16 protein-coding genes are annotated in these 24,016 nt (G+C 61.2%); 13 read left to right on the top strand and 3 right to left on the bottom strand.

The genetic code is table 11. From position 1 onward, the window contains the following. Window positions 1-68: 68 nt before the first annotated feature. The 8 genes from NKH23_RS24245 to NKH23_RS24280 all read left to right on the top strand — a co-directional run bounded on the left by NKH23_RS24245 (window position 69) and on the right by NKH23_RS24280 (window position 10,877). On the top strand, window positions 69-1,229 hold the full coding sequence (locus NKH23_RS24245; RefSeq protein WP_352468858.1) for a DUF3095 domain-containing protein: 1,161 nt from the start codon (window positions 69-71) through the stop codon (window positions 1,227-1,229). A 105-nt stretch (window positions 1,230-1,334) separates the two neighbouring features. Then, window positions 1,335-2,678: a nucleotide sugar dehydrogenase gene (locus NKH23_RS24250; protein ID WP_352715337.1), complete on the top strand. Its 1,344-nt coding sequence runs from the start codon at window positions 1,335-1,337 to the stop codon at window positions 2,676-2,678. A gap of 51 nt (window positions 2,679-2,729) precedes the next feature. Next, window positions 2,730-4,070 carry an adenylate/guanylate cyclase domain-containing protein gene (locus NKH23_RS24255; RefSeq protein WP_352715338.1) on the top strand — a complete coding sequence of 447 codons (1,341 nt, stop codon included), beginning with the start codon at window positions 2,730-2,732 and terminating at the stop codon, window positions 4,068-4,070. A gap of 149 nt (window positions 4,071-4,219) precedes the next feature. After that, window positions 4,220-6,115, top strand: a complete 1,896-nt coding sequence (locus tag NKH23_RS24260) for an ABC transporter ATP-binding protein (RefSeq protein ID WP_352715340.1) — start codon at window positions 4,220-4,222, stop codon at window positions 6,113-6,115. Then, entirely contained in the window at window positions 6,112-8,010 is a 1,899-nt protein-coding gene (locus NKH23_RS24265; RefSeq protein ID WP_352715342.1) for an ABC transporter substrate-binding protein, read from the top strand. Before NKH23_RS24260 ends, NKH23_RS24265 begins: the two co-directional genes overlap by 4 nt. A 2-nt stretch (window positions 8,011-8,012) precedes the next feature. Next, complete coding sequence (locus tag NKH23_RS24270; protein ID WP_352570080.1) at window positions 8,013-9,011, top strand: ABC transporter permease; 999 nt, start codon at window positions 8,013-8,015, stop codon at window positions 9,009-9,011. After that, window positions 9,008-10,189: an ABC transporter permease gene (locus tag NKH23_RS24275; protein ID WP_352715344.1), complete on the top strand. Its 1,182-nt coding sequence runs from the start codon at window positions 9,008-9,010 to the stop codon at window positions 10,187-10,189. Before NKH23_RS24270 ends, NKH23_RS24275 begins: the two co-directional genes overlap by 4 nt. Before the next feature lie 208 nt (window positions 10,190-10,397). Further along, window positions 10,398-10,877, top strand: coding sequence for a class I SAM-dependent methyltransferase (locus NKH23_RS24280; protein ID WP_352715347.1), 480 nt, complete (start codon window positions 10,398-10,400; stop codon window positions 10,875-10,877). A 37-nt stretch (window positions 10,878-10,914) separates the two neighbouring features. Here the strand turns inward: NKH23_RS24280 and NKH23_RS24285 are convergent, their stop codons facing one another. Further along, window positions 10,915-12,330, bottom strand: coding sequence for an adenylate/guanylate cyclase domain-containing protein (locus NKH23_RS24285; RefSeq protein ID WP_353035498.1), 1,416 nt, complete (start codon window positions 12,328-12,330; stop codon window positions 10,915-10,917). Window positions 12,331-12,533: 203 nt separating this feature from the next. Here NKH23_RS24285 and NKH23_RS24290 point away from each other — a divergent pair, with 203 nt between their 5' ends. The 3 genes from NKH23_RS24290 (at window position 12,534) to NKH23_RS24300 (ending at window position 15,549) form a co-directional block, all read left to right on the top strand. Continuing rightward, window positions 12,534-13,358 carry a hypothetical protein gene (locus NKH23_RS24290; RefSeq protein WP_352715350.1) on the top strand — a complete coding sequence of 275 codons (825 nt, stop codon included), beginning with the start codon at window positions 12,534-12,536 and terminating at the stop codon, window positions 13,356-13,358. Between the two features lie 74 nt (window positions 13,359-13,432). Then, on the top strand, window positions 13,433-13,957 hold the full coding sequence (locus NKH23_RS24295; RefSeq protein ID WP_352715353.1) for a GNAT family N-acetyltransferase: 525 nt from the start codon (window positions 13,433-13,435) through the stop codon (window positions 13,955-13,957). A 206-nt stretch (window positions 13,958-14,163) separates the two neighbouring features. Further along, window positions 14,164-15,549, top strand: coding sequence for a hypothetical protein (locus NKH23_RS24300; RefSeq protein WP_352912892.1), 1,386 nt, complete (start codon window positions 14,164-14,166; stop codon window positions 15,547-15,549). Window positions 15,550-16,045: 496 nt separating this feature from the next. On the opposite strand, the gene NKH23_RS24305 is transcribed toward NKH23_RS24300, so the two are convergent. Then, window positions 16,046-18,514, bottom strand: a complete 2,469-nt coding sequence (locus tag NKH23_RS24305; RefSeq protein WP_352715357.1) for an adenylate/guanylate cyclase domain-containing protein — start codon at window positions 18,512-18,514, stop codon at window positions 16,046-16,048. Between the two features lie 80 nt (window positions 18,515-18,594). Continuing rightward, window positions 18,595-19,689, bottom strand: coding sequence for a branched-chain amino acid ABC transporter substrate-binding protein (locus NKH23_RS24310; protein ID WP_352482327.1), 1,095 nt, complete (start codon window positions 19,687-19,689; stop codon window positions 18,595-18,597). Window positions 19,690-19,967: 278 nt separating this feature from the next. Here NKH23_RS24310 and NKH23_RS24315 point away from each other — a divergent pair, with 278 nt between their 5' ends. After that, entirely contained in the window at window positions 19,968-23,267 is a 3,300-nt protein-coding gene (locus tag NKH23_RS24315; RefSeq protein WP_352715360.1) for an ATP-binding protein, read from the top strand. 19 nt (window positions 23,268-23,286) lie between these two features. Next, a complete protein-coding gene (locus NKH23_RS24320; RefSeq protein ID WP_352715363.1) occupies window positions 23,287-23,967 on the top strand; it encodes a redoxin domain-containing protein in 681 nt (226 codons plus the stop codon). The last annotated feature ends 49 nt before the right edge of the window (window positions 23,968-24,016 follow it).

A 24,016-nucleotide genomic window follows, 5' to 3' on the forward strand; every position in this document is an offset into this window, starting at 1 on the left:
CTGCGCAAGTCAATTTCGAAGCATGATCGACTTCACCTTCAAGCAGTGGAATGTGCTATCTGATGCTCATGGAAACAGTTGCCGCGTCCGATCCGTTTGTCGCTTCCCTGCCGGTCTTCGCAAAGTTCGAAAGCGTTGCCGATATCGATAACTATCGGCCTCTCCCCGATAACTGGGCGCTGGCCACCGCCGACATCGTCGGCTCGACCAAGGCGATCGAGGCGGGGCGCTATAAAACCGTCAATATGGCCGGCGCCAGCGTCATTTCGGCGCTGCTCAATGCGCTGGGTAGGCAAGATCTTCCCTTTGTCTTCGGCGGCGACGGCGCGCTCGTGGCGTTTCCCGGCTCGGCGCTGGAGATCACCCGCAACGCGCTGGCGGCTGTCCAGAGATGGGTGGCGGACGAACTGGATCTGACCTTGCGTGCCGCAATCGTGCCGATAAAGGATATAAGAGCGCAAGGCCTCGACGTTCGCGTGGCGAGGTTCCAGGCCTCCGATGCGGTCTTCTATGCCATGTTCGCCGGCGGTGGCGGCAGTTGGGCGGAAGCCGAGATGAAAGCGGGGCGCTACCGCATCGATCCTGCGCCGGCCGGCACGCGGCCGGATCTGACCGGCCTCTCGTGCCGCTGGAACCCGATCGAAGCCCGGCATGGCGAAATCGTCTCGATCATAGCCATACCGGGGGCGTCGCGCGACTTGCGCGGTTTTCAGTTTCTGGTTTCCGACATCATCGCCCTTGCCGGCAGGCAGGAACGCGATGGCCACCCGGTGCCGGTGAACGGGCCGGACTACAGTGTGCTGCCCGCCGGCCTCGATATCGAGGCGCGTGCCACGGCGCCGGCAGGACGGCGGTGGCTGTCGAAGCTGTGGATAGTGTTCCTGATGACGCTTACGGCCGTCACCGATAGATATGGCTGGACGATCGGCAGATTCGATCCGAAGATCTACAAACGCGACGTGGCCAGCAATTCGGATTTCCGGAAGTTCGACGACGGCTTGAAGATGACCATCGACGTTGACGCGGATGTGTTGCGACGGATCGAGAACCGGCTGAAGCAGGCGGAAGAGGCGGGCATCTGCAACTATGGCCTGCACCGCCAGAAATCGGCCTTGATGACATGCCTCGTCGCCTCGCCGCTGCAGCGCGATCACGTTCATTTCATCGATGGCGCCGCCGGCGGCTATGCGATGGCTGCCGCAAGCCTGAAGGCGAAGGTGCCGGTCTGACGGCTTGCGGACATCGATTTTCCGCAATATGCCTCGGGGTTCTTGGGACCGGTGAGCCTCGCCATGGGCGCGGACAGCCTGTCCGAATTGACGGGAAGCAGATTTTTGGACGCCTCACGATCGACATATGACCGTCTTCTGAACCGGATTTCGACGCGTGCCGCGCAAGTCGGCGTGATCGGACTGGGCTATGTCGGGCTGCCGCTGGCGGTTGCGATCGCACGCGCCGGCTTCCCGGTTTCCGGCTTCGACGTCGAAGCCCAGAAGGTCGAGAGCCTGAACAACGGCCAATCCTATATCGAGGCGGTGACGTCGACAGCCCTTGCCGGCCAGGTGGCGAGCGGACGGTTCCGCGCCACTGCGGATTTTGCCGAACTGGCCGTCTGCGATGTCATCATCATCTGCGTTCCGACACCGCTGACGAAACACCGCGAGCCGGACCTCTCCTTTGTCAGGAACACGGCAGGCACCATCGCGAAGCATTTACGTCTCGGCCAGCTGATCGTGCTGGAATCGACTACCTATCCTGGCACCACCGACGACGTGATCAAGCCCATCTTGGAAAAAACGGGCTTGCGGTCGAAGATAGACTTCTTCCTCGGCTTCTCGCCCGAACGCGAGGATCCCGGCAACCGCAGCTTTGAAGTCGCGACGATTCCCAAGGTCGTGGCAGGTGACGGCATCGAAGCGGCGACGCTCGTGCAGGCTTTCTACCAGGGCGTGGTCAAGACCGTCGTTCCGGTTTCCACCACGGCGACCGCCGAGGCGGTCAAGCTGACGGAAAACATCTTCCGCTCGGTCAACATAGCCCTCGTCAACGAGTTGAAGGTCTTGCTCGGTGCGATGGGAATCGACATCTGGGAGGTGATCGAGGCGGCAAAGACCAAGCCCTTCGGCTACATGCCTTTCTATCCTGGCCCTGGACTTGGCGGGCACTGCGTTCCGATCGATCCCTTCTACCTGACGTGGAAGGCGCGCGAATACGAACTGCCGACCCGCTTCATCGAGCTGGCGGCAGAGATCAACACGGCTATGCCGCGTCATGTGGTCGACGAACTGGCGAAGGCGCTGGACCAGCGCTGCGGCAAGGCGCTCAGCCGCTCGCGCATTCTCATCATCGGGCTCGCCTATAAGAAGAATGTGCCCGACATCCGCGAAAGCCCCTCATTGCGGCTCATTGAACTCATCGAGGAATGGGGCGGCAAGGCGGAATTCCACGATCCGCATGTTACCGAAATCCCGACCACACGGGAGCATATGGCGATCAAGGGGCGTCGCTCGGTCGAATTGACCGACGTGGCCTTGAAGGATTTCGACGCTGTCGTCGTTGCAACCGACCACGACGCGATCGACTATCAGGCGATCGCGGATCACGCTCTACTGATTGTCGACACACGCAATATTTTTGGCCGCCTCGGGCTAGCCCGAGAGACGGTGGTGAAGGCCTGACGGCGTCCGAGCCGGCGAATTTGTGGCGAATCAAGGAGATTTCGAGATAGCATGAGCACAGCGCAAGCAGAAATTTCTGCCATTCTCATGGACAAGGTTGCCGATTGGCTGACCCAATCGGCGTTGGCCGGCGACGACCTGGAGACACTGGTAAAGGGCTTTTGTGAACGGCTGGCTGCTGCCGGCCTGCCGTTGAAGCGGGTGCATTTGAGCTTTTCGATGCTCCATCCGCTTTATGACGCGCTTGGCTTCACCTGGCTCCGCGGCCAGGGCCTGGAAGTGGAAGGCTTCCGCCATGAGGACGGCGTTCCTTCCGACAGATTCCTGACCAGCCCATACTACCATCTGCTCAGCCACAAGCTCGACCATCTGCGGCGCCGGCTCGACCCGTCGGTGCCGTCGGAATTTCCTGTTTTCGATGACCTCAAGCTTATGGGCGTCACCGATTACATGGCTTTCGTCCATCCCTTCAGCGGCAACACCAGTCAGGGCATGATCGGGTCTTGGTCCACCGACAGTGCTGCAGGCTTCAGCGACAACATGATTTCGGCGCTGCTGCGGATCCAGAACCATCTCGCTATCGCAACCAAGATGGCGGTGCTCACCAAGCTTGCCGACAACATGATGACCACTTATCTCGGCGGCGACGCCGGCAGGCGGGTGCTGGACGGCCAGATCAAGCGCGGCGAGGGCGACACAATCCGGGCTGCACTGGTCATGGCCGATATGCGCGGGTCGACAAGGCTTGCCGAAACCTCCGGCCGCGAAATCTATATCGATACGCTGAACCAGTTTTTCGATGCCATTGCTGCACCTTTCAATCGCAGAGGCGGGCAGATCATGAGTTTCCTGGGGGATGGCTTCATTGCCGTCTACCCTTGCGAAAGGCACCGTGCGCAGTCCGAGATCGCCTGCCGGGCTGCCCTTGCGGCAGCGCACAAGGCCACCGCGCGCATGATGGATCTCAATCTGCGCAGAAAGGAGCAGCGGTTGGGCGACATTAAATTCGGTATCGGCCTGCATGTCGGCAATGTGATGTTCGGCAATGTCGGGCTTACCGACCGGCTCACATTCTCTGCCTTCGGCTCGGCTGTAAACGAGGTCCAGCGCCTTCAGACCCTGACCAAGAAATATTCGCACAGCGTTCTCGCCAGCGAAGATTTCGCCGGCTATTGCAGCGCCAATAGCTGGCTGACGCTCGGCAAGGAGGAACTGGCGGGCACCAAGAAGAAGCTGACGGTGCTTTCACCCGATTTGTCGGGTGCTCTCGCACTCGATGAAGACGGTGCGCTGGAGCCGATTTACGACCGAATATCGGACGCCGAGCAGGTCATGCTGCTTCATCGCGATGCCGCGCGGCTGTCGGCGGGCGACCCGAGGAAGCTCCAGTAACCGCCACGATCTGATCCGAACGCGTTTGGTATGCAGTCCGGTCGCCGGTTCCGCCAGGGAACTGGCGACTGTTCGAATCCAAGTTGCTCTAGGCTGGCAATGCGGTAGTCTCGCCTTCTGGACCTGCCAGAGTGGGGGCTGGTGTGAGAATGAATTTGGGCGTTGATCTGCTGCGAATCGAGGATGTTGGCATCTCTTTTGCCATTATAGGGGGACCGTTGCATGCCGTCAGGCGTGCAAATCTTCGCGTCCTGCCCGGCAAGGTTACCGCGCTTGTGGGCGAGTCCGGTTCCGGAAAATCGGTTCTCAGCCAGGCAGTGATGGGCATTTTGCCGAACACAGCCCATGTTCGCGGCCGTATCCTGTTTTCCGATCCTGAAAAGCCCGGCACGACGCAGGATATCCTGCAGATGCCGCGTGACGGACCCGAAATCCGGGCGTTGAGAGGCAGCCGCATCGGCAAAATATTTCAGGAGCCGATGACATCACTGTCGCCGCTGCATACGATCGGCAATCAGGTGAGCGAATCCCTGCAGATTCATACGCCCATGGCTCGGGTGAAGCGCAAGGCGCGGACCGAGGAAATGCTCGGACTTGTCGGCTTTCCCAACCCCAAGCGCGCCTATGACATGTATCCCTTTGAACTTTCGGGAGGATTGCGTCAACGCGCAATGATCGCCATGGCGCTTATCTGCCGGCCCGCCCTGTTGATCGCCGACGAGCCGACGACGGCGTTGGACGTCACCATCCAGGCGCAAATCCTGCAATTGCTGCGCGAGCTTCAGACGAAGCTGAACATGGCGATGCTGCTGATCACACACGACCTTGGCGTAGTCGCCAATGTCGCCGACGAGGTCGTGGTCATGTACCATGGCGAGATCATGGAAGCGGGACCTGTGGAGGCGATATTCCGCCGGCCAGGCCACCCTTACCTGAAGGGCCTGATGGCAGCCGTTCCGCATTTCGACCTGAAGCCCGGCGAAAGGCTAAAGGCGCTCCGCGAGGTGCCGGTGAATGTCGGGAACCTGCTCGGCAAGCAGACGGCGCCGGCATCGAAGGGGCCGGACGACCTCCTGCTGTCGGTCAGGGATCTGACAAAGACCTTCACGATCCGCAAGTCCGGATGGTTCGGCGGAGATCATCAAACCTCTGTTCGCGCCGTGGACGGCGTGAGCTTTGATATCAGGCGGGGTGAGTGCCTGGGTCTTGTCGGCGAAAGCGGCTCCGGCAAAACCACCGTCAGCAAGATCCTCATGCGGGCTGTCACCCCTAGCGGCGGCTCTGTGATCTTCAACGGCCGGGATGGTCCGATCGACGTCTTGGAAGCCGAGGGAGACGCGCTGCGCCTGTTGCGCGCGAAAATCCAGATGGTCTTTCAGGATCCGGTTTCGTCGCTTTCACCTCGCATGACGGTGGAGAACATCTTGAGCGAGCCGCTGGAAATCCATCAACGCGGCAATGCCGCGTCCCGACTCGCCACGGTCAAGAGCCTGATGGAGGCAATCGGGCTCGATCCGCGCTTCATCAAGCGTTATCCGCACAGTTTCTCCGGCGGGCAGCGTCAGCGTATCGGCATCGCGCGCGCGTTGGCGCTGGGGCCTGAACTCCTGATCTGCGACGAGCCGGTTTCGGCGCTCGATGTCTCTGTCCAGGCGCAGATCCTAAACCTCCTGAAGGACCTGCAGAAGGAGCTGGGCCTGACCTACCTGTTCATATCCCACAACCTGGCGGTGGTGGACTACATGGCAGACCGCATCGCGGTGATGTGCGGCGGGCGTATCGTCGAGCTCGCGCCGCGCGAAATTCTGCTTAGGAAACCTATCCACCCCTACACGCGCTCACTGGTCGCCGCAGTACCTTTCCCCGATCTCGACAGGCCGATGGATTTCAAGACGCTGAAACTCAGCGGCGCTTCCGACACCAGCGCATGGGGGCCGCAATTCCGCGACGAGGGCGACGAGGATATGCTGTCGCCGCTCGATCTTGGCGGCGGCCACCTCGTGCTGGCCCGACGTTCGGCCGATGTCAGCGAGCTACGCCATTGATCAGCCGGCGCACCGTCCTTGGACTCATGGCTTCGGCATTTCTGCCGGGCACGTTGCACGCCGGCGATTTGGAGCCGGAATTTCTTGAGCCGCAGCTGAAGGCCAGAGCGCTGCCGGCACTCGCCGAACGCCTGCCCAAGCGCCCGCGCGCGTTGAATCTCGCTGCGATGGGCCGGCAGCCCGGCCAATATGGCGGCACGCTGCGCACGATCATCGGCAGCCAGAAAGATATCCGGATGATGACGATCTACGGGTACGCTCGCCTGGTCGGCTATGACGAAAAGCTTAACCTGCAAGCCGACATTCTCGAAAGTTTCGATGTAGCGGATGATCGTGTATTCACTTTCAAGATACGAGAAGGACATAAATGGTCTGACGGTAGCCTGCTGACGTCGGAGGATTTTCGCTATTGCTGGGAAGATGTCTGGCTGAACGATGAGCTTTCGCAAGGCGGGCTCGCCCCGGCCCTGCTGGCGGACGGCAAGCCGCCACGCTTCGAGATCGTCGATCCGTTGACGGTCCGCTATAGTTGGGATGCGCCCAATCCCGACTTCCTGCCCAAGCTCGCCGCTGCTTCGCCCCTATCGCTTGTTCTGCCAGCCGCCTATCTCAAGCAGTTCCACAAGAAATACCAGGATCCATTCCGGCTCGCCGGCCTAATGAAGGAGAACCGGGCCCAGAAATGGACGCTCTTGCATATCCGCATGTCGCGGCAGTATCGCCCGGAGAACCCGGAACTGCCGACGCTCGATCCCTGGCAGAACCGGACCAAGCCGCCGGCTGAGCAGTTCGTCTTCGAGCGGAACCCGTTCTTTCATCGAATAGACGAGAATGGCCGGCAACTGCCCTATGTTGACCGGATTGTCATGAATGTCAGCTCGTCGGCGATCATTTCCGCCAAGACCGGTGCGGGCGAGAGCGACCTGCAAGCCATGGGAATTGACTTCAGCGATTACTCCTTCCTGAAGGATACGGAGAAGCGCTACCCGGTGAAGATGCATCTCTGGAAACGCACACAGGGTTCGCGGCTGGCGCTGCTGCCCAATCTGAATTGTGCCGACCAGGTGTGGCGTGGCCTTTTTCGTGACGTGCGGGTGCGCCGCGCACTTTCGCTCGCTGTGGACAGGCGCGAGATCAATTTGGCTGTGTTCTACGGATTAGCGCAGGAAAGTGCCGATACGGTCCTGCCTGAGAGCCCGCTCTACCGGCCGGAATTCGCGAAAGCCTGGGTCGCCCATGATCCCGACCAGGCCAATGCCCTGCTCGACGAGGTCGGGCTTCAGGCGCGTGACGATGACGGCCTGCGGATACTTCCCGACGGACGCTCGGCGCAGCTGGTAGTGGAAACGGCCGGCGAAAGCACGCTGGAAACCGACGCGCTCGAGCTCATCACCGATCACTGGCGCAAGATCGGCATCGCCCTGTTCATCCGGACTTCGCAGCGCGACATCTTCCGCAGCCGCGCGCTTGGTGGCCAGATCATGATGTCGATGTGGTCGGGCATCGACAATGGTGTGCCGACCGCCGACATGAACCCGTACCAACTGGCCCCCACCGTCGACGACCAGCTGCAATGGCCGCTCTGGGGTGCTCACTACTTGTCCCGTGGCAAGGTCGGTGAAGCGCCCGATCTTCCGCCTGTGGTCGAGTTGATGGCTTTGCTCAAGCGCTGGAACGCATCGACCGAAGCCACGGAGCGCGCCGAAATCTGGAATTCAATGCTGTCGATCTATACCGATCAGGTGTTTTCGATCGGCACGGTGAACGGGACGCATCAGCCGATTCTGGCATCCTCGCGGCTGCGCAATCTGCCTGACAAGGCGCTCTACGGCTACGACCCGACCGCCTATTTCGGTGTCTACATGCCGGATACATTCTGGCTTGGAGAGTCCTGAGCGTGCTTCGATATTTTGTCTGGCGCATCGCCGTGATGGTTCCAACGCTGCTGGTCATATCGGCACTGGTGTTCACGATCATCGAACTTCCCCCAGGCGACTATTTCGACAGCTATGTTGCCGAGCTTCGGGCTCAGGGCGAAGCGGTGGATTCCGATCGCATCGAGATGATGCGCAAGGAATATGGTTTCGACAAGCCACCGGTCATTCGCTACTTCTACTGGGTCGGCGGGATGCTGCACGGCGATTTCGGCTATTCCTTCGAATATGAGCTGCCGGTTCGCGACGTCGTCGGGGACCGAATGTGGCTGACGGTGCTGGTTTCCTTCGTCACGATCATCTTCACCTGGCTCATCGCCTTTCCGATCGGCATGTACTCCGCCACGCATCAATACAGCTGGGGCGACTACGGCCTGACTTTCTTCGGCCTTCTCGGCCTTGCCATTCCGAACTTCATGCTGGCGCTGATCCTGATGTATTTCGCCAACATCTGGTTCGGCACGTCCATCGGCCATCTCATGGACCAGCAATATCTCGGCGAGCCGATGAGCTGGGCCAAGGCGAAGTCGATCCTCGCCCATCTCTGGATCCCGGTCTTGATCATCGGCACCGGGGGCACGGCAAGCATGATCCGGCGGCTGCGCGCCAATCTGCTCGATGAGCTACATAAGCAATATGTCGTGACCGCGCGCGCCAAAGGCCTTCATCCCTTCAGGGCGCTGGTCAAATATCCGCTGCGCATGGCGCTCAATTTCTTCATTTCAGACATCGGCTCTATCCTGCCCGCCATCATCTCCGGCGCCGAAATCACGGCGATCGTGCTGTCTTTGGAAACGACCGGGCCGATGCTGATCAAGGCGCTCCAAAGCCAGGACATGTATCTGGCAGGGTCGTTCCTGATGTTTCTCGCCTTCCTGACGGTCATCGGCGTCCTGATTTCCGACCTGGCGCTGGCGCTACTTGATCCGCGAATTCGTTTGCAAGGCGGCAGCACCAAATGAACACGCAATCGCCGCTGCCCGCTCCGGGTGCCCCACTGCAACACTACGTTTCCATCGAGCCCTTTGACCTGCAGTCCGTCGAGGCGATGACGCCGGAGCAGGAGAAGGTCTTTCAGGCGTCGCAGTTGCGGCTGATGTGGTGGAAATTCCGTCGGCACCGGCTTGCCCTTGTATCCGGCATATTCCTGGCAGCGCTCTATTTCGGGATACTGATCTGCGAGTTCCTGGCGCCCTACGATCTGCACACGCGCAACATGGACTACATCTATTCGCCGCCGCAGCGGGTGCACCTGTTCCACAACGGCCAGTTCGTCGGGCCGTTCGTCTATGGCCGCCAGATGAGGCTGGATATGGACACGCTCAAGCGGAACTACATCGAGAGACAGGATGATGTTCAGCGGATCCGTTTCTTCTGCAAGGGCGACAGTTACCGGTTCTGGGGCCTGATCGAAGGTGACAGGCATTTTGTCTGCCCCGCCGAAAACGGCCAGCTCTTTCTAGCCGGCACTGACAGGCTGGGGCGCGATGTGCTCTCGCGCATCATCTATGGCGCACGCATTTCACTGACAATCGGCCTCGTCGGCATCAGTTTCAGCTTCCTGCTCGGCATTGTCATCGGCGGACTGGCCGGCTATCACGGCGGTATCTTCGACCTGATCGTTCAACGGATAATCGAAGTTCTGCAATCGATCCCCAGCATTCCGCTATGGCTGGCTCTGGCGGCGATCATGCCGATAACCTGGAGTCCGATCCTGATCTATTTCGGCATCACCGTCATCCTCGGGCTGCTCGACTGGACCGGACTGGCGCGGGCCGTGCGTTCAAAGCTTCTAGCCTTGCGCGAGGAGGATTACGTTCTGGCCGCGCAGTTGATGGGCGCCAGAAGCAGCCGCATCATCGGGCGGCATCTCATTCCCGGCTTCATGTCGCATCTGATCGCGACGGCGACGATCTCCATACCCGGCATGATCCTGGGCGAGACGGCGCTGAGCTTCCTCGGGCTCGGCCTGAGGGCACCGATAACCAGCTGGGGCATCCTGCTCACCGAGGCGCGCAGCGTCAGCGTGATCGCGTTCTATCCATGGCTGCTTTTGCCGATGCTCCCCGTCGTTCTCGTCATCTTGGCGTTCAACTTCCTCGGCGACGGCTTGCGGGACGCCGCGGACCCGTACAAGTGACATCGCTATTCCGCCGCGCCAGTGCCGCCGACTCCACCCGGTACGATCCTTGTCGGCAGCCTGTTCGCTTGTTGCAGTGTTCATCGTTCGCCTCTACACGCGGCAAGACTCGATCGGGGTTTAACACGTCGGCCTCCGGTTTCAGCCGCGAAACGCTCTGGTCGGGGGCATTTGATTTCGTGGACTGGTTCAGGACATACAATCGCACATGAGTCGCCTCGACAGTTTCATCCGGAGGATGACCGCACAGCGCGACATACTCGATCATGTCTGCGCCGAGGTGGCGAAGATGGAGGGACCCGTGCTCGAGCTCGGCCTCGGCAATGGCCGGACGTTCCACCATCTGCGGGAGCGCCTGCCCGGGCGCCGGATCGTAGCGTTCGACCGCGCACTTGCCGCACACGCCAGCTCAATTCCTGAAGCTGAAAACCTCGTGCTCGGCGAAATACGCGAGACCGCGAGCAGGTTCATTGGCATCGACGCCGCTCTTGTTCATGCCGACATCGGCACTGGCTATGAAGATCGCGATGCAGTGACCCTTACCTGGCTTCCCGATCTGACCGCGCGCCTGCTTCGCGTCGGCGGCATCGCGGTCAGCGGCATGCCGCTCGATCACCCGCAGTTGCAACGCCTCCCGCTGCCCCCTTCGGTGCCCGCCGATCGTTATTTTATCTGTAGGCGCGTGTGAGGGGCCGAGACGACCCAAATCTTCAGGGGCCAAGTCTTCAGGGGATCGTATAGACTGCTATCTCCCGCTCAATGCCGCGCAGCGAGACATCGTGGGGCACGGGCGTCAGCGCGTTCCTGCGCAACAGATCGGCGGTGAGATTGTCGTCGACCACCGCCCGAGTGGCGAAGATCGCCTGTGCGTTGGCAAGGTTCTGGACCCGCGAAGCAATGTTGACCGTCTGGCCGAAATAGTCCTGTCGCTCGTTCATAGATACGGCGATGCAGGGGCCGGCATGGACTCCGATCTTGAGCAGCAGATCCTCGCGCCCGCTCTTGTCGTTGAGCGTACGCATGGCATCGCGCATCCTGAGGGCCGCAGCAATCGCACGATCAGGCGTCGCGAAGGTCGCCATCACCGCATCACCGATCGTCTTCACCACGGCGCCTGCCTCCGCCGCGACGATCTCGTGCAGAACCTGGAAATGCTCGCGCACGAGATCGAAGGCTGAAAGGTCGCCCACCCGCTCGTAAAGCTCGGTCGATCCGCGCAGATCGGTGAACAGGAAGGTCAGGCTGGTGATTTTCAGGCGCTGATTGATGTCGAGCGTATCCGTGCGATAGAGATCGCGGAACGTCTGGTTGGTGAGCAGGCGCTTGGCGGTCAGGAAGGGCCGGCGTTTACCCAGGAAATCATGCAATACCTGGCCGGCGATGAAGACCGTCGGCAGCACGCGGGTGTCGGTCCTGTTCTCCAGCGAAATGCGCAACGGGCCGGGTTGCATCTCCAGCGTCTGGTTCTGGACATGGTCGCGATCGAAGACCAAAGAGAGGCTCCGGCGCTCCTTTGTTGGTTCGCCCTTCCCGTCGATGAACTGCGCTGAATGGGTGACCGGCTCGAAGACGATGATGAATTCAGACGGAAGCTGTATGGGCAGAACCGCCTTTTCACCGGGGGCAAGCTCGATATCCTCCAGCGAGAACGCTTCTATCTTTTTCGCGAAATCCTCTTCCGGCAGATCGACGCCGGACGCCCAGTAGATCTGGCGGAAATATTCCACCAACGGCAGTTCGTGTGGATTGTGGGCGGCAATCCTGCGCACGCGGGGACTGACGGTGAATGTCACCTCGACCATCTCGTCGAGGGTCGGCGAATAGCCCTCGGAGCACAGCGCGCAGGTGTATTCGTCCTTCTGCAGGGTTTTCAGCGTGGCGTTGGTGTCGAGCACGCCGCCACAGCCGGGGCACAGAACATTCCAGGAAATGTCGAAGATGCCCACCCGTGCCGCATGGAGAAAGGCGCTTATGGCGCGTTCCTCGTCGAGGCCATGCTTGCTGGCGAAGGCTGGCGCATTGATGCGGCAAAGTTCGCGGTCCTCGCCCTCCGCGATGGTTCGCTTGATCGCGTCGATCGCCCGTGGATCGACATCGGCCGATTGTCGCAGAAGCGAGAACAGATCCTGAGCTTCGTTCATCGTGCAGGCTCCGGAAAATGCGCCCCGAGGCGTTTTGACCCGACCGGTCTTTGGTCCGACTGCTCCATCTTACTTCGAAACGGACCGTACGGCCATTCGAATGGCTAAGCCTGGTGACCGTTCAATTCCATTCGGCGGATTTTAACCGGCCGCAAGCAGCACTATGATGCTCCATGGAGCATTCATCTTTGGGATTTTCTCCCATGCCGACATCCGACAACCCGCCATTTCCCGCGGCCCTGCGCCTTTTCTCTGTGGTGGTCATCATCGTCCTGATCGTAGGCGCCGGCCTGTTTTTCGTGCCTGTTCTGGTCAAACCGGGCTGGCCTTGGGCCGTCACGCCGTTCAATGCGCGCTTCCTCGGCGGCTTCTACACCGCCGAAATGGTCGTGATGGCGGCACTGCTGGTCTGGAATCGCTGGTCGCCCGGCAGGCTCGTGCTCGTCATGGCCTTCATCTTCACCGTCATCGTGTCGGTGGCTTCGTTCATCAATCTCGGCTATTTCAACTTCGAACGCAAAGCGCCCTGGCTGTGGTTTTTGGTCTATCTTGCTTCCGTCGCGGTATCCGGGCTGTTCCTGTGGCGGGCCAGGGCCCGTCCTTCTGCAAAAGGCGTGACCTTGAATCCCGCATGGCGCGGCTACATGCCGGCGGAATCCGCGATCCTTGGGCTGTATGGCGTCGGCCTGTTGCTGTTTCCCCTGACATTCAGTGGCATCTGGCCATGGCCGATCGATGCCTTCCACGCTCAGGTCTACAGCGCCATCTTCCTCACCGGTGCGGGCGGTACATATCTCGTCTGGAGAAGCGCCCCGCGCGAGGAACTGCTGGTGCTCGGGTTGGCGCAGTTTCTGGTTGGCCTGCTTGCCATCCTCGGCGTGGTCATCACCGACGCTGCGGTGCACCGCATCGACTGGACGGCGACCGGGACATTGTGCTGGCTCGCCCTTTTCGGCTGGATCGGCATCAGCGGCGTCTTCAAACTCTACACCGCCTCCCGGTATTTTAGCTCGCAATCGGCATCATAGGTTGCAGAGACGGCTGGATTTTCAGGTGACGTCCGGTGCATCGTACCGGGCCGATTGCCTTCGCCGGGAACGCCATGACCAGCACGACCTCGCCACCCTCCGAGAAAATCCAGCCGCTGCTCCGGTCCGTCCGGCCAAGCGATGCGGAGGCGCTTTGCGCTATCTTCAACATGCCGGGCTTCCGCTGGGGCACTCTCAGGATGCCTTTCGAGATGGTGGAGCAGGTGGCGCGGCGCATCGCCAAGTCCGGCCAGGAAACCACCTGGATCGTTGCCGAGCTGGACGGCAAGGTCGTCGGCCATGGCAGCCTGGTCGTGCAGGGTTCGCCGCGCCGTTCGCACATCGGCGAGATCAATATCGGCCTTGACGATGCCTTTGTCGGCAAAGGTATCGGGTCTGCCATACTTAGCGCGCTGCTTGACGTAGCCGACAACTGGCGCGCCCTGAAGCGGGTCGAATTGACCGTCTATGCCGACAACGAACCGGCCCTCCGTCTCTACAAAAGCCACGGCTTTGAGATCGAAGGCCGGCATGTGAAGGCCGGCTTTACCGACGGGCAGTACCACGACCTCCTGAGCATGGCCCGGCTGCGGTTCTAAGATCAGCTGTTTGCCTTAGCTGTTTAGCCAATCTGACAATTCGTGCCTGGTCAGCGAACAGGTGATTGCTCATGGAGAACTGCGTAGGATACGGCCATTTCGTCTCACACCATCTTAATCGAGTTGACGATCTATGTGTGGGCCGGCCGCATCGGGCAAGTCTGGTCTCGCTTGGCGTTTGCACCGCAAGCGGCTAGACGGGACCAATGACCGCCGTCTTTGACCCAAGCCCTACGCCTCCGGCGGAAATTCTGGCTGTGCTGTCGCTGCTCTGCCCGGAGGTCGTGCGCGACATCGAGCAGAACTGGAATGCACCGATTTCCGACTACGCCCGCCATCTGTGGCGGCCGGTGGCAAGGCCTGCATCCGGCCCGGCGATCGCTGCCCGCTCGATCCTGCGCGAAGTCCTGCATCAGCGCCTCGGTAGGATCATGCAGCCTGAGGAGATCGGCAAAGCCCTCGACGAGTTCGAGCACAGACCGGTGATTCAGTCCGGCCTGCACTGCCTGCTTCTGATGGACCGGATCACCTTCGATGCCCTCCTGCTTGCCTGGCTCGGCGCGGTCGAAAACGGGCTGTCGGCCTTCGTCGGCTTCATGGGAACGACGATGACCATGGAGACAGTTGGCCGGGAGGGGCCGGGATGGCTCGATGTCGGCGACGACAAGGTCAACCTGTTTGGCATGGGGCGCCACAAACTGTGCCGTAAAAGCGCCTGCGTGGCCGGTCCCGTCTCCCTCAACAAGCGCGCGCTCGAAGCGGTGGGCGATGAAACGGATGCCAGCCGCTGGCTGGGCACACTGCTTGCCAGCCAGGACAAGGTGTTTGAAACCGCCGCCGATGCGCTGACAGCCCTCAACGAGGATCTGGTCGCCAATTGGGATCGTGCCGGCATGGCCCTGCCGGTTTTCATCGATGATCGGGCCGCCGCGGCTGCCATGGCGCGGCATCTAGAATATGACGGCGGCCTTCTTTCCAGGCTGCTCCTTGAACCCGCAAGACGCCAGCGTCTCGAACATGCCCTGCAAGAGGCCGCATCGAGCCCATTTGGCAGATTCCTGCCCAATGCTACGGACTATTTCTGGGGCATCCGCGAGGAGCGCGTGCGCAAGCTCGTTCTCGAGAACGGGCACCTGATCGAGCCCGACAGGCCGCAAGGTCTTTCCATCCCGTTCGAGCGGCCGCATCTCAAGCAGGCGCTGCTGGACGGCGTGCTGCTGCCGAACTTGTTCCTGACATTCCTCGTCCTTGCCATATTGCCGCGCGTGCGGGTTGTGGGCGGCCTGAGACAGATTGGCTATGTAGCACTTTTCCACTCGATCCTTCTGGCTGTGCTAGACGAAAACGCGCCGGAAGAGCGCGATCTGGCCGCGGAGCTGCAGGTTCGGGAAAATGCCTGGGGCATGCGGGTCATCGATGAAAAGATCTCGGTCCGCGAGCAGCTTGCCAGCCTGCCGGAAGGGGCGCTCTTCCCGGACCTGCTCCGACAATACCGTTTGCGGACATTTGCCGAGACGACCGACGACCTGAAACTGCTTCGCGAAAACGCCCGATGGCGCAAGATCGGCCGGGCAGAGATCAAGGCGACCTGAGCCTTACTTCAGGTTGATTTTCTGGTGCGCAACCGCAAGCGACGGCGATTTATCGGTGAGCCTCTGGCGTCTGATCCGGCCGCTTCCTTGACGCTGATGCCTGCCTGCGAGCTGTCTGCAGTTCAAGGCCTGACCTGACATAGCCTCACCTGTCATTGCACGACACCGGCCTTGCGGAACCCGTCCACCACGAGTTCGAAATCGGCAACGACAGCTCTATCACGCTTTCGGACGTACGACACTGTCGCGCCGAGCGGCCGCTCTGGGTCAAACTTTGCCGTTTAAGGCGGCGCCCCAGAACGGGCAACTTGCGCCATATCCGGACCTTGCCAGTGATGCCGTGAATGTTAAGTCTCGGCTCCGATGCGGACGTTCCGCCTGAGTTCGAAGACTGACCGCGACCGTTCTGCGGCCTTCGCATCGATAGCGCCAATGAGCGGCGTCCCACATCCCACTTCTTGCGTCCATTGGGAGGGTCATTGTGGACCAAGCCCTACTACCCGGGCTTGTGACAAAGCCGATCCAGCGCGTCTCGAAGTGCAGTGGCGGCATCGCCACGCTCGTCAGGGGACATCAGCTCCGGTTCAAGTTCCAGCCTGAAGTGCGGCAGCTCGGTTCGAACGGCGCGACAAGCGCCGGCTAGATTGGCCTTCAGATCGATGACGCGGTAGGTGGCGACGGGATAGGCGATCCCCTTGACCTGGACATGCCCCATCTCCTCACAGTCGATCGTGTTCTTCACTTGCGCAAACGTCTCGTAGGAAATGAGGACGGTCCCCGGTGGCGCCTCCTGTTCCAGGCGCGAGGCGAGATTCACGGCGCCGCCGATTATCGTGTAATCCATCCGGTCCTCGCTGCCGAAGTTTCCGACAGTGCAGTAGTCGGTATGGATGCCGATGCGGCAGCGCAGCGGTGTCTCAATTCCAATGTCACGCCAGATTTCGGCAAGTTCGCTCATCCGCTTTTGCATGGTGAGAGCCATCTGCACACACGCCAGCGCGTCCTCCTTGACGCCGCGCGTCTCAGGGTCGCCGAAAAACATCAGGATCGCGTCGCCGACATATTTGTCGATCGTCGCGCCGTGATCCGAAGCAATTTTCGACATTTCCGTCAGATAGTGATTGAGGAGCTGGGTGAGATCCTCGGATTCCATTTTGTCAGTGGTCTCGGTAAAGCCGGCGATATCGGAGAAGCATATTGTCAGTTTCTTCCGCTGGCTGGCGATTCTAACGTCTTGGCGGCCGGCGAATATCGAGCTGTACACTTGCGGCGCCAGGTATTTGGCCAGCTTGTTGGAAAGCGCCTCGAGAGCCGTGGATTTCTCTGCGAGGTTCTCCTCTCGTTGCTTCAGCTCAGTGATGTCCGAATAGACCGCGACCGTGCCGCCGGCGGTGATCCGCCGCTCGCTTATCATGATCCATCGCCCGTCGCCTCGCCGCTGCACCCACGGTTCGCCTGGGTTGCGGTGCCGGGAGAGCCGCTCGGCGACCCATTCCTCGAGCCGCCCCTCGGCATCCTTGATGTAGCCGCGCTCAGCGGATCGGCGAATAATGTGCTCGAATGTCGTGCCGGGCATCAGTTCGATCGCAAGGTCGCTGTAGAGCAGTTCGCGGTAGCGGCTATTGCTGAGGACAAGCCGGTCCTCCCCGTCGTACAGCGCGAATCCCTCGGAGATACTCTCGATCGCATCGATGAGCCGTTGGCGCGCCTCAGCGACATCGCGCAGGTTCTTTTCCTCGACCTCGACTGCGGTGTCCCGGAAGAGCCTAAGCGCTTCGGCCATCCGGCCGATCTCGTCGCGGCCCGCGGCAGGCAGCGGCGCACGAAGATCGCCGCCGGCGATTGCGAACATGCTTTGGCTCACCTCTCCCAGACGGGCGAGAAGGCTACGGTCGACATAGAGCCAGACAACCAGAACGGAACTCAAGAGGGTGAGAAAGGCGGAGCCAAGGACAACTCCGGTACCGTAGCGCTGGACCGTCGCGGCTTCGAGACCGGACGCGGTGATCTCGCGGTCTGCCGCGGCGACCAGGCGATCGACGGCAGCGGTGAGACTGCGCGACAGCCGATTGTTTTCGGCCAGAAGCTTTTCGCCCTCTGCGAGCACTGCTAGCTCGTCCTTGCGCGCCTTCGGGATGCTGTTCCCGCCGTCGATCAATGCCTTGAACTCGCCGACCCGCTGTTGGAAACGGGTTCGCAGCCTCTCGTCGATCTCGGTGGAAACCGTGTCGAGAACGGCGAGCGACCGGCGCAGCGGAAACAGGATCAACGTCAGATCGTCTGGCGTTGGCGCGTCCGTCGTCTTGACCAGCACGTCATTGACCGCCGATATCTCCTGCTGCGCTTTCTGCTGCGGAATGTAGGCCGCAATTGCCTGGACCAGGTCGGCCGCCGCCGCCGCACCGCGATCCGGCGCGAGCGACGTGTCGGCTGTAACCGCCTGCCATTGCTGGAGCTTGGAATTCATCACGAGGATACCGGGCGCCACAAGACGCTGGCTTGCATTTGTCGTAGCCGACAAGCGGCGTAACAGTTCTTCTTTGCGCGCCACCACTGTGAGGCGGGCGACAACAAGGTCGTCGAGGGCGTTGAGGTTGCGCCGCAGACCAAGAACTGCAGCCTCGATCTCAGCCACCACCGCCGTGCTAAGCGTGGCACCTTTGAGTGCGGCAAGCAGTTCCTCGAGGCGCGTCATCTCGACCCCGACCGCAGCGGAAACCTCGCCGTGCTGAGCTTTGCTGGTCGAAGTAAGTACGGCGGGCGCAGAGGCGGCTACCCGCTCTGCCTGGCGCGACAGCTGGAGGGACGCGAGCGCCAACGGTACCCGATCCTTGGTGATGCGGTCGACGACCTCTCCTACCTGGAGGAAGGCATAGAGAGCGGCCGCTGTCGCGAGTACGGCGAAGGTGCTGATGCCGAAAAAAGCGAGCAACAGACGGCCACGTATGCCGAAGCGTTCAAGCATAACGGCGACACATAGCTCTGAACGGTCCAGCTAACTCGATCTCCATCAGCTGTCTCAAGCGGCGACGGCATCGGCGGTCCTTATTCGACCGGCACGTACTCTCCACCTCGCCAGACGTACCATACCCAGTTTTGGCTCGTGAGATCGCCCTTGTTGTCAAAGTCGATACGGCCCAACACAGTATCAAATTGATTGCCGCGCAGCGCCGCTATCACGGCTTGGAGCTCTAGTGAGCCGGCCTTGTCCACTGCCTGCGACCAGGCCTGGACGGCGGCGTAACTGAGCAGCGTGTAGCCTGCGGGCTCGAAGTTTTCAGCCCGGAACCGCTCGACGACCGAGGCGGCTTCGGGATTCCGGCGAGCGTCCGCGGGGAACGTGAAGAGGGTACCCTCAGCCGCGGGGCCGGCGATCAAAGCAAATTCCTCGGTCGCCATGCCATCGCCTGAGACTAGCTGAACCGTGTAGCCGCGGTCGCGCGCAGCGCGAACCATGAGTGCGACCTCGGCATGATATCCGCCGACATATGCCACGGCGATGTTCGCAGCCTCTAGCGCAGCGATCTCGGCCGAATAGTCGTTCTTCGCGGGTGTGTATTCCTCGTAGATCGCTTCGACTACGCCGCGCTTGTTCAGCTGTTTTCGAGTCTCGTCAGCAAGACCCTTTCCATAAGTGGTGCCGTCATGAAGGATCGCAATCTTGCTGTTGCTCCAATGCTCGGCCAGGTAGTTGCCGGCCACGATCCCCTGCGTGTCGTCGCGACCAATGACTCGAAAAACGTTGGCGCGGCCTTGTTCAGTCAACAGCGGATTGGTTGATCCTGGTGAAATCTGCAAAACGCCCGCCGCCTCGTACACCTTCGATGCTGGGATCGAGGCTCCAGAGCAGTAGTGCCCGACGACGAGCACCACACCATCACCCACCAGTTTCTGGGCTGCGGCGACCGCTTGCTCGGGATCACAGAAGTCGTCGGCCGTGATGAGCCTCATCTGCTGGCCGAGTACGCCACCCGTCGCATTGATGTCGGCCACGGCCATCTCGGCGCCACGCTGCGCCTGCTCGCCGAACCAGGCGAGCCGTCCCGTCATCGCAGATGAAACCCCAATCAGCACCTCCGCCCGCGCGGAGCTGAACGCGGCCGCGAGAACTAAGATCGCCATGGCAATGATGCGGTGCATGTGTGCACCCCCTTAACTGTAGCTTACGCCAATCCCGTCAGAGCCGACAGCCCCATCGGCAAGCGCGGCTGTCTCGGCGGCGTTCGCGGATCCGACAACTATTGCGCCTTCAACAATGCCTGCCCGCAGCGCTCTGCCGCAGGACCCGCACGAATCGCTCGATGCCCGTTTGCGCTGCCGCTTGCCCGTCGACGGCTATCGGTGCATCCTTGTGAATAGCCTGGCCGTGAAGTGCGGGCGAGATCACGCCGTCACGGCCACTAGTGAGGTCTTGTTCGATGGACTGCTCGGGCTGCGGTTTCGAGATTGAGGGTGGTTACGCCTTCTGTCCGAGGTGTGGCAGGCGCCAGCCCGTGCCATGCGCCAGTTGCGGCTATCCCTGCGCACCTGATTTCGAGTTCTGTCCGAAATGTGGGGCAAGCGTCGGTGCGTCCGCAAAAGCCGTCGAACGGCCTGCTCCGACACCAAGCCGGACCATTGTGCCGCCTTCTCGAACTCCGTCGCTGCTTCCGAACATCGAAAGCGAAGAAGGGCTGCATCCCGTCTCTGACGCCGATCGCCGGACGGTAACGGTGCTGTTCGCCGACCTTTGCGGCTTCACGACACTCAGCGAGCAGCTCGACCCCGAGGTCATGCAAGCGCTGCAGAACAAACTGTTCAAGGAATTGACGTCGGCCGTGCGAAACTTTGGTGGTTTCGTCGACAAATTCATCGGCGATGCGCTGCTGGCTTTGTTCGGTGCGCCGGTCGCGCATGAGGACGATCCGGAACGTGCGCTTCACGCCGCTCTCGACATGATCGCCCGGACGGCGCGGCTCGGCGAAAGCACCTCCCACTCCGGCTCGCCTCTGTTACTCCACATCGGCATAAACACTGGTCCGGTCGTTACTGGCGGATTGGGCATCGGCACCGCCAAATCCTATTCGGTGACCGGCGACACAGTGAATACGGCGCAACGCCTGCAATCGCTGGCCGCACCGGGTGAGGTGCTGGTAGGCGAGCTCACTCACAGGCTGACCCGGCATGCCTTCTCTTACGAGTCGATGGGTGATGTCGTGCTTCGCGGCAAGGCTGGCAGTGTGCTCGTCCATCGACTGGACGCACCGCTAGCGGTGCCGCGTGCAGCGCGTGGGCTCGAGGCGCTCGGCCTCAGTGCGCCGCTAATAGGTCGTGGTGCGGAGCTCAATAGAATGCTGGCGAGCCTTGACCAGGCGTGCGGCGGCTCGGCCCAACTTGTCCGCCTCGTCGGAGAAGCCGGCATCGGGAAATCGCGGCTGGTGAAGGAGTTCGTCGCCCGCGTCGGCGACGAGGATCGTTTTCGCAACGTCGCCGTGCGGCAGGCCACGTGCTCACCGCTGGGCGAACAATCTTTTGGCGCCTTGGGCGCAGTGGTGCGCAGCGCTGCCGGGATGATGCAAAACGACAATGGGGACGAAATGCGGGGGAAGCTCGCAGGCTTGCTTACCGATCTCGGCCTGCAGGGCGAGGAGGCGAAGCGGCTGATGCCTTTGCTCTACCATGTGCTTGGCCTTGGCGACCCCGATGCCACCTTGCAGCATGTCGAACCCGAGCAGCTGCGGCGGCAAATTCTCTACGCAGTCCGCACAATCATCGAACGACGGCTTGCGTTGTCGCCGCTGTTGATTGTCGTCGAAGACCTGCACTGGGCCGACGCCGTCTCGCTTGAGGCACTACGTTTCGTGATGGACCGGTTGGAACGCACGCGGTTGATGTTGCTGGTCACGCATCGTCCGGCGCCGGCCAACGACCAGCTCGACTCAAGTCGGGTCAGTCACACAGCGCTCAGGCTTCCGCCGCTCAACAGTGATGACGGACGCAGCCTGCTGGCGGCGCTTTTCGGCGAGAGCTGGGTAAACTCCGCAGGAGGGCTTCTCGACCAGATCCTCGAGCGCGCGGGCGGCAACCCCCTTTTTGTAGAGGAGATCGTTCGCGGCCTTATCGATCGCGGTGTATTGATGCGAGAGGGCCAGCGATGGCGGACTGTGGCAGGCGAAGTCGCAACCGGCATTCCCGCCACTATCCAGGCAATGTTGCTTGCTCGCGTCGACCGGCTGCCCCAAGAGGTGCGCCGGTTGGCACAGGAAGCTGCGGTAATCGGCCCGCGCTTCGACGCCACATTTCTGAAAACCGTGACAGCCGACCCCGCCCGGCTTGAAGCCGGCTGCGAACTGCTTTGCGATGCGGAAATCATCGAGGAAGTTGCCGGATCAGGCTCGGTCTCGTCGCAAAGCTACCGCTTTACGCAAACATTGCTGCAGGACGTGATCTACCAGAATCTGCTCCTGCAACGCCGGACCGACATCCACGGGCGGGTCGGTGCTGCCTTGGAGCAACTGTACGGCGACAAGCCGGAACGGCTCGAGGATTTGACCGTACTCGGTCATCATTTCGCACTGAGCGCCGAGCGGGAGAAGGGCGCGCACTACCTGCAGGCGGCAGGCGATCGCGCTCGCATGATATACGCCAACGACGACGCCCTTCGTTTCTACGAGCGAGCACTGACTGCATTGGACGCGATCGGGCAAACACCGCTCAAACTGGCAATTGCAGAGCGCATTGCCGATTTGAGCGGCCCGGCGGGCCGCCGCGAGATCGCGCACCACCACTACGAGACGGTGTTGCAGGCATACCGCGAGTCAGCCAATCGCGTCGCGTCGGCGCGAGTTTTGCGTAAGATCGGTCGGCTGCTCTGGGACGTCGGCAAGCGGGACAAGGCAGAACCCCGCTATGCTGAGGCGGCAGCGCTCCTCGATGGAGCGGATGCCCCGATCGAGCAGGCGCATCTGTGGCAAGAGCGTGGCCGACAGGCGTTCCGTAGCGGAGATCACGCTCTCGCGGCAAAATGGGCAGACGCGGCGCTGGATTGCGTACGCACTCTGACAACGGAGCATGTCTCCGAGGTAGGGCGTGATGCCACTCTTGTGACCGCCGAGGCACTCAATACCAAGGCTGTCGCGCTGGCTCGCCTTGGGCGAAACCGTGAGGCCGTGCGTCAGGTTGAGCGTAGCATTGAATTGGCCGAAGCCGCTGGTCTACTGGGCGCGGCCTGCCGCGGCTACACCAATCTCGGCGTGCTTTACACGACCATCGATCCGGCACAGGCGATGGAGGTCTGTCGGCGCGGTCTTGAAGTGGCGCGCCGTATTGGTGATTTGGGTTTCCAGGCGCGCCTCCTCGCCAATCTGGCGGTCGCTTGTTGTACTTTCACGGATCGCTGTCCAACGGAGGGCGTGCCTGCTGCCGAGAAGGCCATCGAGATCGACCGGGCGCTCGACCAGCGCGAGCACCTGCCGGTGCCGTTGATCGTGCTTGGGCAGATCCACCAGTGCAACGGCCGTCCGGACCTGGCGGTTGGGTTGTTCCACGAAGCACTGGACGTAGCCCGCGAAACGGGCGAACCCCAACTGCTGTTTCCGTGCTATGATGGTCTTGCAACGCTTAATCTCGACCTCGACAATCTGGCCGAAGCCGAACGCTACTTTTCCCTGGCGCAGGGTATATGCGCCCAGCACGGGCTCGACCCGGAAGCGCTTGTGGTGCTGCCTTTTCTCGACTAGCCGGGGTTGGAGGTTGGAAATGTCCGCGCGTAGTGACTTGGTGCCGCTTCAACCGGGCGACCGTGCGCCAAACATCGTACTCGACGCCATTACCCAGGAAGGCAAGATCGCGCTTGACGACTTTCGCGGCCAAAAACCGGTGCTGGTCGGCCTGTTTCGAGGTCTGCATTGTGCGTTTTGCCGGCGCCATATCGCCGCCCAGGCGCGGCTTGATCCGGAGCTGCGCGAAAAGGGCGTGGGGAGCCTGACGGTGGTCAACACGCCGATCGAGCGGGCGCGTCTCTATTTCCGCTACCATCCGATGCCGAATCTGCTTGCGGCCTCCGACCCTGAACGCGCTTCACATCGTGCTTTTGGACTGCCCAATCTCGAATTCACCCAAAACGAGACGAATTGGCCGTACAAGGTCTCGATGGCAGCGGCAATGGATATGCGGGTCGACATACCAGGCGAGTTGCCCGGTCCTATGGATCCTATTGCGGCCAGCGAAATCCTCAACAAGAGGGACCATTACGAACTGACCGAAGCCGACGAGCAGATGATGGCAACGGGACACGGACAACTGGTCGGTCAGTTCCTACTGGACCGGCAGGGGATCGTCCGCTGGAGCTTCACGGAGGTTCCAGAGGGCGGGCGATACATGTTTGGGGCGCCAAGCCCACAGGAGCTGATGTCAGCCATATCTCAAGTCGCCCAATAGACTTGCGAAACGAGATAAACGGGCGGGACACCGAATAAAAAGCGGAACC

It is taken from the genome of Mesorhizobium sp. M1328 (assembly GCF_040318075.1).
In the GTDB taxonomy this organism is placed as follows: Bacteria; Pseudomonadota; Alphaproteobacteria; order Rhizobiales; family Rhizobiaceae; genus Mesorhizobium.